General features: G+C 68.8%; 9 protein-coding genes. 7 read left to right on the forward strand and 2 right to left on the reverse strand.

What is annotated here, in order from left to right; all coding sequences use genetic code 11:
- Positions 1-14: 14 nt before the first annotated feature.
- From AC3RXZ_RS02420 to AC3RXZ_RS02445, 6 genes are all read left to right on the forward strand, one after another.
- Positions 15-596, forward strand: a complete 582-nt coding sequence (locus tag AC3RXZ_RS02420) for a DUF3000 domain-containing protein (RefSeq protein WP_491493060.1) — start codon at positions 15-17, stop codon at positions 594-596.
- The gene (locus AC3RXZ_RS02425; protein ID WP_491493061.1) at positions 589-1,782 is read left to right on the forward strand and encodes an HRDC domain-containing protein; all 1,194 of its coding nucleotides are present in this window, start codon (positions 589-591) and stop codon (positions 1,780-1,782) included. The genes AC3RXZ_RS02420 and AC3RXZ_RS02425 overlap by 8 nt, the downstream gene beginning before the upstream one ends.
- 72 nt (positions 1,783-1,854) lie before the next feature.
- A complete protein-coding gene (locus AC3RXZ_RS02430; protein ID WP_491493062.1) occupies positions 1,855-3,060 on the forward strand; it encodes a thiolase family protein in 1,206 nt (401 codons plus the stop codon).
- 8 nt (positions 3,061-3,068) lie between these two features.
- On the forward strand, positions 3,069-5,216 hold the full coding sequence (locus AC3RXZ_RS02435; RefSeq protein WP_491493495.1) for a 3-hydroxyacyl-CoA dehydrogenase NAD-binding domain-containing protein: 2,148 nt from the start codon (positions 3,069-3,071) through the stop codon (positions 5,214-5,216).
- 154 nt (positions 5,217-5,370) lie between these two features.
- Positions 5,371-6,054, forward strand: coding sequence for an SPFH domain-containing protein (locus AC3RXZ_RS02440; RefSeq protein ID WP_491493063.1), 684 nt, complete (start codon positions 5,371-5,373; stop codon positions 6,052-6,054).
- Between the two features lie 104 nt (positions 6,055-6,158).
- Complete coding sequence (locus AC3RXZ_RS02445) at positions 6,159-6,674, forward strand: hypothetical protein (RefSeq protein WP_491493064.1); 516 nt, start codon at positions 6,159-6,161, stop codon at positions 6,672-6,674.
- A 6-nt stretch (positions 6,675-6,680) separates the two neighbouring features.
- Here the strand turns inward: AC3RXZ_RS02445 and dxs are convergent, their stop codons facing one another.
- Complete coding sequence (gene dxs, locus AC3RXZ_RS02450) at positions 6,681-8,621, reverse strand: 1-deoxy-D-xylulose-5-phosphate synthase (RefSeq protein WP_491493065.1); 1,941 nt, start codon at positions 8,619-8,621, stop codon at positions 6,681-6,683.
- A 196-nt stretch (positions 8,622-8,817) separates the two neighbouring features.
- Between dxs and AC3RXZ_RS02455 the strand changes: the two genes are divergently transcribed.
- On the forward strand, positions 8,818-9,414 hold the full coding sequence (locus tag AC3RXZ_RS02455) for a GNAT family N-acetyltransferase (RefSeq protein ID WP_491493066.1): 597 nt from the start codon (positions 8,818-8,820) through the stop codon (positions 9,412-9,414).
- Between the two features lie 60 nt (positions 9,415-9,474).
- Here the strand turns inward: AC3RXZ_RS02455 and acnA are convergent, their stop codons facing one another.
- Complete coding sequence (gene acnA, locus AC3RXZ_RS02460) at positions 9,475-12,351, reverse strand: aconitate hydratase AcnA (protein WP_491493067.1); 2,877 nt, start codon at positions 12,349-12,351, stop codon at positions 9,475-9,477.
- Positions 12,352-12,381 lie beyond the last annotated feature (30 nt).

A 12,381-nucleotide genomic window follows, 5' to 3' on the forward strand; every position in this document is an offset into this window, starting at 1 on the left:
TCTAGCCTGTCACCGTGAACGCACATTCCGATGCCGGAGCGCGCTTCGAGCGAGCCGCAGCAGAACTGCGCGAGACCCGATTCCGCTCGGACATCGCGGTGCGGGAGATCCCGTCTCCGCAGGGCCTCGCGCCCTTCGCCGTCGCTCTGGCCGCGGACATCCGCCCGGACGATCATGGGGACTCGATCTACGGCACCGCACGCTTCGTGCTGCTGCACGATCCCGAGGCACCGGATGCCTGGTCCGGACAGTGGCGCATCGTGGCGTTCGCGCAGGCTCCGCTGGAGCCGGAGATCGGCACGGATCCGCTTCTGGCGGATGTCACCTGGTCGTGGCTGGTGGACGCGCTGGAGTCGCGCCAGGCGGTGTACCACTCGGCATCCGGAACGGCGACCAAGACGCTGTCCAAGGGCTTCGGCGGCCTCGCCGCTGAAGGCGACGGCGCTCAGATCGAACTGCGCGCGTCCTGGACTCCGGAGGGCGCGCTGCGCCCGCATGTGGAAGCATGGGCTGAGCTGGTGGGGATGCTCGCCGGGCTCCCGCCCGGGTCGGAGGACATCGCCGTGTTCGGTGCGCGAAAGGCGGCCCGTGACTGAGTACTCCGTGATCGACGACCGAGAAGAGTTCCTGCGCGCGTGCGCGCTGCTCGCCGAAGGCGAGGGACCCGTCGCCGTCGACGTGGAGCGGGCATCCGGCTTCCGCTATTCGCAGCGCGCGTATCTCGTGCAGGTCTTCCGCCGCCGTTCCGGAGTGTTCCTCTTCGATCCGCCGGCGATCGGGGACTTCGGCGCTCTGCAGTCGGCGATCGGCGACGAGGAATGGGTGCTCCACGCAGCGAGCCAGGACCTCCCGTCGCTGCGCGAGCTGGGGCTCGAGCCGGCCTCCCTCTTCGACACGGAGCTGGGGTCGCGCCTGCTCGGCCACGATCACGTCGGACTCGCCGCCGTCGTCGAGGACACGCTCGGCATCACGTTGAAGAAGGAGCACTCGGCGGCGGACTGGTCGACGCGGCCGCTGCCGTCGGCCTGGCTCGAGTACGCGGCCCTGGACGTGCTGCATCTCGTCGACGCCCGCGACGAGCTCGCCGCTGAGCTGATCGAGCAGGACAAGGTCGCGATCGCCGCCGAGGAGTTCGCGGCCACGCTCACCCGCGTCCCCAAGCCGGCCCGTACCGAGCCCTGGCGGCGACTGAGCGGGCTGCACCGCGTGCGCGGCGCACGCAACCTCGCCGTGGCCAGGGCGCTGTGGCAGGCCCGCGAGGAGTACGCCCAGCAGCAGGACGTCTCCCCCGGCAGACTCGTGCCGGACCGCTCCCTCGTCGCGGCTGTGCTGGCGGCGCCGCCGAACAAGCACGCGCTGGCCGGGCTCTCGGACTTCACCGGTCGGGCGAGCCGCACGCAACTGGATCGCTGGTGGAGCGCCATCGAGCAGGGCCGGACCACGACCGATCTCCCCAAGGAGCGGGTTCCGAGCGACGCGCTGCCTCCGCCGCGCGCCTGGGCGGATCGCAATCCCGAGGCGGACGCCCGACTGAAGACGGCGCGTCCCGTCATCGAGGCGCGGGCGACCGAGCTGAACATGCCGACCGAGAACCTGCTCACGCCGGACCATCTGCGCCGCCTGGCCTGGGAACCGCCGGCTTTCACGGCCGACGCCATCCGCGCACGACTGGCCGAGCTCGGATCGCGGCCGTGGCAGATTGAGGAGACCGCACAGAGGATCGCGGATGCCTTTGTAGAAGCCGCGCAAGCGGTGGAAGCGGGCGCCGAGGCCGATTCGTAGAATCGACCCAACCGATTCCGCGCCCCCGAGCGCCCCTCCTAGGCTGAGATCATCCCAACCCCAGGAGGCAGAGTGGCCGAGATCTCGGACGTCTTCTTCGTCGATGGAGTGCGCACCCCGTTCGGGCGCGCCGGCGAAAAAGGCATGTACTGGAACACCCGCGCGGACGACCTCGCCGTCAAGGCGACGATCGGCCTGATGGAGCGCAACGGCTCCGTCCCGGCCGACCGCATCGATGACGTGGCGATCGCCGCCACGTCGCAGACCGGCGACCAGGGCCTGACGCTGGGCCGGTCGGTGGCGATTCTCGCGGGCCTCCCGCAGAGCGTCCCCGGACTCGCGATCGAGCGCATGTGCGCTGGAGCCATGACCAGCGTGACGACGATGGCGGCGTCGATCGGCGTCGGCATGTACGACCTCGCCCTCGCCGGCGGGGTCGAGCATATGGGCCATCACCCGATCGGCGGCAACGCCGACCCGAATCCCCGGTTCGTGGCGGAGAAGATGGTCGACCCCGGCGCTCTGAACATGGGAGTCACCGCCGAGCGCATCTTCGACCGATTCCCGCACCTGACCAAGGAGCGCTCGGACCGGTTCGGCATGCTCAGCCAGCACAAGGTCCAGGCCGCGTACGACGCCGGCAAGATCCAGCCGGACCTCGTGCCCGTCGCCATCAAGGACGCGGACGGCGCGTGGGGCCTGGCCACCGAGGACGAGGGCCGCCGGCCGCAGACCACGATGGAGGACCTGGCCGGACTCAAGACCCCCTTCCGCCCGCACGGCCGGGTGACGGCGGGAACCTCCTCCCCGCTGACCGACGGCGCGACCATGTCGCTGCTCGCCGGCGGTGCCGCTGTCAAGGAGTTCGGCCTGCAGCCGAAGATGAAGCTCGTGTCGTTCGCGTTCGCCGGCGTGCAGCCGGAGATCATGGGCATCGGACCGATCCCCTCGACGGAGAAGGCGCTGAAGAAGGCCGGCCTGCAGATCTCGGACATCGGCCTGTTCGAGCTGAACGAGGCCTTCGCGATCCAGGTGATCTCGCTGCTCGATCACTTCGGCATCGCCGACGACGACCCCCGGGTCAACCCGTGGGGCGGGGCGATCGCCGTCGGTCACCCGCTCGCGGCATCCGGCGTTCGACTGATGATCCAGCTGGCCGCCCAGTTCGCGGAGCGCCCCGATGTCCGCTACGGCCTCACCGCCATGTGCGTGGGCCTCGGTCAGGGCGGATCGGTCATCTGGGAGAACCCCTTCTACGACGGCAAGAAGCGGAAGTGAGCGCGGGAATGACGAACTACGACGAGATCGACTTCGCTCCGATCCAGGCGCTCACGGATGACGAGGTCGTGACGCACTCCCCCGTGCGCGACATCCGCCTCGCCTCCGGCAAGGTCCTGGCCCTCATCACGCTCGACAACGGCCGCGACCACACGCGCCCGAACACGCTGGGGCCGGCGACGCTCACCGAGCTCGGCGAGACGCTCGCCGGTCTCCGGGCCCGTGCCGCGTCCGGAGAGATCGACGCCGTCGGCATCACCGGCAAGCAGTACATCCTCGCCGCCGGCGCCGACCTGTCCGACATCAGCAAGGTCGGTTCGAAGGACAACGCCCGGCTCATCGCTCAGCTCGGACACAAGGTCCTCGGATCGCTCGGCGAGCTGGGTGTCCCCTCGTTCGCGTTCGTGAACGGCCTCGCCCTCGGCGGCGGCCTCGAGATCGCGCTGAACAGCACGTACCGCACCGTGGACGCCTCAGCCGCCGCTGTGGCGCTGCCGGAGGTGTTCCTCGGAATCATCCCCGGCTGGGGCGGCGCGTACCTCCTGCCGAACCTGATCGGCATCGAGAACGCGCTCGAGGTGGTCATCTCCAACCCCTTGAAGCAGAACCGTATGCTCAAGCCCCAGCAGGCGTTCGACTACGGGATCTTCGACGCGATCTTCCCGGCCGCGAACTATCTGGAGAACTCGCTCGCGTGGGCGGATGCCGTGCTCACCGGTGCCACGAAGGTGGAGCGCAGGAACGAGCCGGGCAAGATCGAGCGCCTGACCAAGTGGCCGATCGCCATCAAGATGGCCCGCGGAATGCTGGAGTCGAAGATCGGCACGGTGCCGAAGTCGCCCTACGCCGCTCTCGAGCTGCTGGACAAGGCCCGCGGAGGCACCAAGGCCGAAGGCTTCGCCCGTGAGGACGAGGCTCTCGCGGAGCTCGTCACAGGCGATCAGTTCGCAGCATCCATGTACGCGTTCGATCTGGTCCAGAAGCGGGCCAAACGACCGGTCGGAGCCCCCGACAAGGCCCTTGCGAAGAAGGTCACGAAGGTCGGGATCATCGGAGCCGGCCTCATGGCGAGCCAGTTCGCCCTCCTGTTCGTACGCAAGCTGCAGGTTCCGGTGCTGATCACCGACCTCGACCAGGAGCGCGTCGACAAGGGCGTGGCGTACATCCACGACGAGATCGGGAAGCTCGAGGCCAAGGGGCGCCTGGACGCCGACACCGCCAACAAGCTGCGCTCGCTCGTGACCGGCACGACCGACAAGAGCCTGTACGCCGATGCCGACTTCGTCATCGAGGCCGTCTTCGAGGAGGTCGGGGTCAAGCAGCAGGTGTTCGGCGAGATCGAGAAGATCGTCGCCGAGGACGCGATCCTCGCCACGAACACATCCTCACTGTCGGTCGAGGAGATCGGTGCGAAGCTCGCGCATCCGGAGCGCCTGGTGGGGTTCCACTTCTTCAACCCGGTGGCCGTCATGCCGCTGATCGAGATCGTGAAGACGCCGGCGACCACCGACGCCGCGCTCTCCACCGCCTTCGTGGTGGCGAAGGGCCTGGGCAAGAACGCCGTTCTCACGGCCGACGCTCCCGGCTTCGTCGTCAACCGCCTGCTGGCCAAGGTGATGGGCGAGGCGGCTCGCGCCGTCTACGAGGGCACGCCGCTGGTCGAGGTCGAGAAGGCGTTCGCACCGCTCGGGCTGCCGATGGGTCCCTTCCAGCTCATCGACCTGGTCGGATGGAAGGTCGCCGCCCATGTGCAGGACACGATGGTGCATGCCTTCCCCGATCGCTTCTACGCGAACGAGAACTTCCATGCGCTCGCGGAGCTGGAGCAGGTCGTCGAGAAGGACAAGGGCGGCCGGGTCGTCGGCTGGACGAAGTCGGCGGAAAAGGCGCTGAAGGGCGCGGTCGGCAAGAATCCTGCCTCCGCGTCGACCATCCTCGGCCGCGTCCAGGACGGACTCGCGCAGGAGATCCGCATCATGCTCGACGAGGGAGTCGTCCCCGAGGTCGAGGACATCGATCTGTGCCTGATCCTCGGCGCGGGATGGCCGTTCATCGACGGCGGCGCATCGCCCTATCTCGATCGCGAGGGTGCCTCCGAGCGCGTGTTCGGCAGCACGTTCCACACGCCGCCGATCCGCGGCATCGCGCACAGCTGAGGTCCTGTCCGGAGGGCGGGGCGGCCGGGGAGCCGTCCCGCCCTCCGCCGTCTTCGCCGCCAGGGCGGGAACGGACGGCGAAACCTGGGTGAACTTCTCCCGTCAGACGCCCGGACGGGAGCTCCTGCGGCCGGCCATCGGAGAAAGTGGACGCATGGACACGTTCCTCTCGTTCTTCAGCGTCCCCGGTATGTCCAGCCTCCTGAAGACCGGCACCGCCATCCTCACCGTCCTGCTCGTGGTCCCGGCGCTCCTCAAGCTCTTCCTCGTGACGATCGACGAGGGGTGGGCGGCGATCCGCACGCGCAACGGCAAGCCGATCGTCCGCAAGCCGAAGGGCGCTCCCGGCGCAGCGGGCGAAGTGGTCGTGCTGCCGCCGGGCACCCACGGCGCGTTCCCGATGTTCTACTGGTACAAGCTCATCGACGTCCGGTGCCGTGCGACGGATCTCCCGGCGCGGCAGCTCACCGGCGCCTCGGGGCACCAGCATCTCGTGCACGCGTCCTTCGAGTGGCGTCCCGTCGCCACGGGGCGTGCGCTGCGGGTCTTCGAGCTGGACGTCGTGAACGTCACGGAGCGTGCGGCCAACATCGTCGGTTCCGCGATGCGCGACATCGTCCGCGGCATCCCCGGAGATGTCCTCCCCGACAACGCCGACCTCGGCGCGCGCGTGCTCACGGCGTGCGGACCGACCGCCCTGCGCGACTGCGGCGTCGAGATCGTCCGGGTCATGATCACCGGCGACGCGCTGACCGACGGCTACCTCATGTCGCAGGCGCTGCGCTCCACCGATCGGGATGCCGAAGCCGCCGTCGCCGCACTGCATGCGCTGAACTGAGAGAAGCCGGCATCAGCGGTAGTGTTTTGAGGATCACCGCCTCAGGAGGCCCTGCGATGCCCGACGACGAGCCCGTCCGCACAGCGCGAACGGCCGCTGAACCGATGGCCGTTTCGCGGGATGAGCTGCTGAGGGGCGCATTGTGCGTGTGGGGACTGTTCGTCGGCCTGTTCGCCGCCGGCATCGTCCTCCTGTTCATCTGGTTGAGCCTTGGCACGCCTCCTTCGCTGTCCACGTTCGGCTTCCTGCTGTGGATCGGCGGCTATTCGATATTGATCGCCGCGGCGGTGGCGGCCTTTGCCGCAGCCGTGTTCACGCCGCTGGTGTGGGGCCTCGCTCGCGCACTCCGCCGACAGCGCCGTGTGGGCGTCCACGCGTCGGCGTATGTGCTTCTCGGCGCCGTCCTGGCCGCGCTCGCGGGAGTCGTGACCAATCTGATTGTTCCCGGAAAGACCGACCTCATCCTGATCGCGGCTGTCTCCGCCCTGATCGCGGTTCCGCTCGGATGGTGGCTCACCGCCCGCGCCGCTCTCCGCCGCGATCGGGGCATCCTTTCCCGCCGCGAGCGGCGTGGCCGCATCGACGTCGACATGATCGCCGAGGACGCGGCGACAGACTGATCCGGTTCAGCGCTTCTCGTGCAGCGGCAGATCGATCGTCCCGGTCTCGCCGGCGTTGCGCGCCACAGGGATGCGGATGCCGAGCACCTGCGAGACGATGTCCTGGGCGATCTTCGAGGCCGTGAGGCCGGCGTCGGCGAGGATCTGGTCGCGCGACGCGTGATCGATGAACTCGTCAGGGAGGCCCAGCTCGTCCACGGCCGTGTCGATTCCCGCCTCCCGCAGGACCTGACGCACGCGCGTCCCGATCCCGCCGACGCGGATGCCGTCCTCCAACGTGATGACCAGCCGGTGGCGGCGCGCCAGGTCGATGACCGACGACTGCACGGGGATCGCCCAGCGAGGATCGATCACGGTCGCCCCGATCCCCTGGGCACGCAGACGCGCCGCCACGTCGACGGCGAGTGCGGCGAACGGCCCGATGCCGACCAGCAGGACGTCCTCCGCCTCGCCGCGCGCGAGCACGTCGACGCCGTCCTCCAGACGCTCGATCGCCGGCAGCTCGGCGGCGACGTCCCCCTTCGGGAAGCGGATCACGGTCGGCGCGTCGTCCACGGCGACGGCCTCGTCCAGGGCCTCGCGCAGCCGCGGCGCATCGCGCGGCGCGGCGATCCGGATGTGCGGCACGATCTGCAGCATCGCCAGATCCCACATTCCGTGGTGGCTCGGGCCGTCGGGGCCGGTGACACCGGCCCGGTCGAGCACGAATGTGACGCCGGCCTTGTGAAGCCCCACATCCATGAGCACCTGGTCGAAGGCACGGTTCATGAACGTCGCGTACAGGGCTACGACAGGGTGCAGGCCCCCGTAGGCGAGCCCGGCCGCAGCAGTCACCGCATGCTGCTCGGCGATGCCGACGTCGTACACCCGGTCGGGGAACCGCTCCGCGAACGGTGCGAGACCGGTGGGGCGCAGCATCGCCGCGGTCATCGCGATCACCTTCGGGTCGCGCTCCCCCACCTGCACGAGCGATTCGGAGAACACGTCCGTCCAGCCCTGACCGCTGCTGGACAGCGTCTCGCCGGTCGCCGGATCGATGCGACCGACGGCATGGAACTGGTCGGCCTCGTCGTCGCGTGCGGGTTGATACCCGCGTCCCTTCTCGGTGATGGCGTGCACGATCACCGGCGCCCCGTAGGACTTCGCCAGCTCGAGCGTCTCCACGAGCGCGCCGAGGTCATGACCGTCGACGGGCCCCAGATACTTGATGTCGAGATTGGAATACAGCGCGGCGTTGTTCGTGAACCGCGACAGGAAACCGTGGGTTCCCCCGCGAACCCCGCGGAACAGTGCCCGCCCGAAGGCACCGAACACCCGGAAGAAGCGGTCGGACCTGCGGTGCAGGTCCTTGTACGCGGCGGCCGTGCGCACCCGGTTCAGATAGCGCGACATGCCACCGATCGTCGGCGCGTAGGAGCGTCCGTTGTCGTTGACGACGATCACCAGGTTGCGGTCGTTGTCGTCCGTGATGTTGTTCAGCGCCTCCCAGGTCATCCCGCCCGTCAGCGCGCCGTCGCCGACCACCGCGACGACGTGGCGGTCAGCGCGACCGGTGGCGGTCAGAGCGCGCGACACGCCGTCGGCCCAGCTCAGTGAGCTGGACGCGTGCGACGACTCCACGACGTCGTGAGCGCTCTCGGCCCGCTGCGGATAGCCGGCGAGGCCGCCGCGCACCCGGAGCTGCGAGAAGTCCTGACGCCCGGTGAGGAGCTTGTGCACGTAGGACTGGTGGCCGGTGTCGAAGATGATGGGGTCGTCCGGGGAACGGAAGACGCGATGCAGCGCGATCGAGAGCTCCACGACGCCGAGGTTCGGCCCCAGGTGCCCTCCGGTGCGCGAGACGTTCTCCACGAGGAACTCGCGGATCTCGTCGGCGAGCTCCCTCAATTGCGCGGGCGTGAGCCGATCAAGATCTCGGGGGCCGGTGATGCTCGGCAGGATCGGCATGGATGCTCCTCCGCGACTCGACGACGTGCGCGGCGGTATGCCGTGCGAACGTGCTCAAGTCTATCTCCGGGTCCTGAGTATCCGGTGCGGCCGCGACGCGCGCACGTCGTGCGTCTGACGATCGCGACAGGCGTTGCCCTCCCCCCGTCGGACCCGCGACACTGGGGGCATCGGGTCCGACGAGGAGGCGGAACGCATGTCCGACACGACCGAACGCGTCTTCACGACGCGCATGCTCACGGACGACACCTGGGACGACTTCGCGGCCCTCGTCGAGGCCAGCAACGGCGTCTGGGGCGGATGCTGGTGCATCGGCTTCCACCCGGAGCCTTTCGGGGAGACCGCCCTGCAGAACCGCGACGCGAAGAGACGTCACGTGCGACGCGGCACCGTGCATCAGGTCCTCGTCTACGACGGCGGCGACTGCGTCGGCTGGTGCCAGTTCGGCACGCCGGCGGAGCTGCCGGACATCAAGAACCCGGCCGCCTATGCGTCGGGGGCGGGCGAACCGCCCGAGTGGCGCATCGGGTGCCTCTTCACCGGAAGCAGGCACCGCGGCGCCGGCGTCGCGAGGGCGGCTGTGACCGCCGCCCTGTCCGCGATCGCCCAAGCGGGCGGCGGCGTCGTCGAGGCGTATCCCGAGCAGGTCGAGGACCGCAAGCCCCAACGCGGTGCGTACTTCCACACCGGTCCGGAGACGCTGTTCACCGAGCTGGGATTCGCGCGGGATCGGCGCATCGCGAAGTGGCGATGGGTGATGCGTCGTGTCGTGCCGGATGGGAGTGCGGCGTAGCCGCAAACGCATCGCCCCGCCCGGCCGGGGCCGAACGGGGCGATGCGATGGATCGCGCGATCAGACGAGCGAGCGCAGCACGTACTGCAGGATTCCGCCGTTGCGGTAGTAGTCCGCCTCACCGGGGGTGTCGATGCGCACCACCGCGTCGAACTCGACGACCTGCTTGCCCTCGGGCGAGTGCTCGCTGGGAGCGGCCGTCACGTGCACCGTCTTGGGCGTCACGCCGCTGTTGAGCTCTTCGAGGCCCGAGATCGAGACGACCTCGGTGCCGTCCAGGCCGAGCGACTCCCAGCTCTCCCCGGCGGGGAACTGCAGCGGGACCACGCCCATGCCGATCAGGTTCGAACGGTGGATGCGCTCGAAGCTCTCGGTGATCACGGCCTTGACGCCCAGCAGGCTGGTGCCCTTGGCCGCCCAGTCGCGCGACGAACCGGAGCCGTACTCCTTGCCGCCGAAGATCACCAGAGGCGTGCCCGCGTCCTGGTAGTTCCGGCTGGCGTCGTAGATGAACGACTGCGGGGCGTCCGCCTGAGTGAAGTCGCGGGTGTAGCCGCCCTCGACCTCGTTGCCGTCGTTCACCGCGCGCACCAGCTGGTTCTTCAGGCGGATGTTCGCGAACGTGCCGCGGATCATGACCTCGTGGTTGCCTCGACGCGAGCCGTAGGAGTTGAAGTCCTTCTGCGCGACGCCGTGCTCGGTCAGGTACTGCGCAGCGGGGGTTCCCGCCTTGATGTTCCCCGCCGGGCTGATGTGGTCCGTGGTCACCGAGTCGCCGAGCGTGGCCAGCACGCGGGCGCCCGAGATGTCCGTGACCGGGGTCAGCTCCATCGTCATGCCGTCGAAGTACGGCGCCTTGCGCACGTAGGTGGAGTCCTCGTCCCATTCGAAGACGGGACCCGTCGGCGTCGGGAGGCTCGTCCAGCGCTCGTCGCCGTCGAACACGGTGGCGTACTGCTTGATGAACTGCTCGCGCGAGATCGAGGAGTCGATGATCTCCTGGACCTCCTCGGGGGCCGGCCAGATGTCCTTGAGGAACACGTCGTTGCCGTCCTGGTCCGTGCCCAGCGCGTCGTTCTCGAAGTCGAAGTGCATGGATCCGGCCAGCGCGTAGGCGACGACCAGCGGCGGCGAGGCCAGGTAGTTCATCTTCACGTCGGGGCTGATGCGGCCCTCGAAGTTGCGGTTGCCGGAGAGGACGGCGGTGACGGCGAGGTCGTTGTCGTTGATCGCCGCGGAGACCTCCTCGATCAGCGGACCGGAGTTGCCGATGCAGATCGTGCAGCCGTAACCGACGGTGTAGAAGCCGAGACCCTCGAGGTCCTTGTCGAGCCCGGACTTCTCGTAGTAGTCCGTGACGACCTTGGAACCAGGGCCGAGGGTGGTCTTGACCCACGGCTTCTGCTTGAGGCCCTTCTCGAGCGCCTTGCGCGCGACGAGACCGGCCGCGATCATGACCGACGGGTTGGAGGTGTTCGTGCACGACGTGATCGCCGCGAGGGTGACCGCCCCGTTGTCGATGACGTAGGGCTCGCCGGCGGCGGGCTTGACCTTCACCGGCTTGGACGCGCCCTTGACGCCGCTGGAGATGTGGACGGGACGCGTGTGCGCGTCCTCCTCTCCGGGGACCGAGCCGGGGTCGGAGGCCGGGAAGGAGTGCTTCGACTCCAGATCCACGAGGTCGTCCGAGGTGCTGGCGCTGGCGTAGTTCAGGATGTCCTGCTCGAACTGGCTCTTCGCGTCGGAGAGCAGGATGCGGTCCTGCGGACGCTTGGGGCCGGCGATCGAGGGCACGACCGTCCCGAGGTCGAGCTCCATGTACTCGCTGAACACGGGCTCGTTGGCCGGGTCGTGCCAGAGGTGCTGCTGCTTGGCATAGGCCTCGACCAGCGCGACCGTCTGCTCGTCGCGGCCGGTCAGGCGCAGGTACTCGGTCGTGACGTCGTCGATCGGGAAGATGGCGGCCGTGGAGCCGAACTCCGGAGACATGTTGCCGATGGTCGCGCGGTTGGCGAGCGGGACCGACGCGACGCCGGCGCCGTAGAACTCGACGAACTTGCCGACCACGCCGTGCTTGCGCAGCATGTCGGTGATGGTCAGCACCACGTCGGTGGCCGTGACCCCTGCCGGGATCTCGCCGGTGAGCTTGAAGCCGACCACGCGGGGAATGAGCATGGAGACCGGCTGACCGAGCATCGCGGCCTCGGCCTCGATGCCGCCGACGCCCCAGCCCAGCACGCCGAGCCCGTTGACCATCGTGGTGTGCGAGTCGGTTCCGACGCACGTGTCCGGGTAGGCGCGCAGCACGCCGTCGACGGTGCGGTCGTAGATGACCTTCGCCAGGTGCTCGATGTTCACCTGGTGGACGATGCCGGTGCCCGGAGGGACGACCTTGAAGTCCTGGAAGGCCGTCTGGCCCCAGCGCAGGAACTGATACCGCTCGCCGTTGCGCTCGTACTCGATCTCGACGTTGCGCTCGAGCGCGTTGTCGGTGCCGAACAGGTCGGCGATGACCGAGTGGTCGATGACCATCTCGGCCGGAGAGAGCGGGTTGATCCTGTTGGCGTCGCCCCCGAGCGCCGTCACGGCCTCGCGCATCGTGGCGAGGTCGACGATGCAGGGCACGCCGGTGAAGTCCTGCATGACCACGCGTGCGGGCGTGAACTGGATCTCCGTGTTCGGCTCTGCCGTGGCATCCCACGAGCCGAGGGCCTCGATCTGCGCCTTGGTGACGTTCGCACCGTCCTCCGTGCGGAGCAGGTTCTCCAGGAGGACCTTGAGGCTGAACGGGAGCTTCTCGTAACCGGGGACGGTGTCGATGCGGAAGATCTCGTAGTCGGTGCTGCCGACCGTCAGGGTGCTCTGCGCACCGAAGCTGTTCACCGTGGACACGAATCCGTCTCCTTCTTCTCGGATGGAGGCAACAGGCGACTCCATCTTGCTCGCCAGCGAGCCCGCGCGGCTAGC

The sequence above is a fragment of the Microbacterium cucumeris genome, assembly GCF_058349845.2.

Excerpts from the sequence above, each read along its gene's own strand:
- AC3RXZ_RS02435 (WP_491493495.1), top strand. The coding sequence starts at position 3,069 with ATGACGAACTACGACGAGATCGACTTCGCTCCGATCCAGGCGCTCACG.
- AC3RXZ_RS02440 (WP_491493063.1), top strand. The coding sequence starts at position 5,371 with ATGGACACGTTCCTCTCGTTCTTCAGCGTCCCCGGTATGTCCAGCCTC.
- AC3RXZ_RS02445 (WP_491493064.1), top strand. The coding sequence starts at position 6,159 with ATGGCCGTTTCGCGGGATGAGCTGCTGAGGGGCGCATTGTGCGTGTGG.
- dxs (WP_491493065.1), bottom strand. The coding sequence starts at position 8,621 with ATGCCGATCCTGCCGAGCATCACCGGCCCCCGAGATCTTGATCGGCTC.
- AC3RXZ_RS02455 (WP_491493066.1), top strand. The coding sequence starts at position 8,818 with ATGTCCGACACGACCGAACGCGTCTTCACGACGCGCATGCTCACGGAC.
- acnA (WP_491493067.1), bottom strand. The coding sequence starts at position 12,351 with ATGGAGTCGCCTGTTGCCTCCATCCGAGAAGAAGGAGACGGATTCGTG.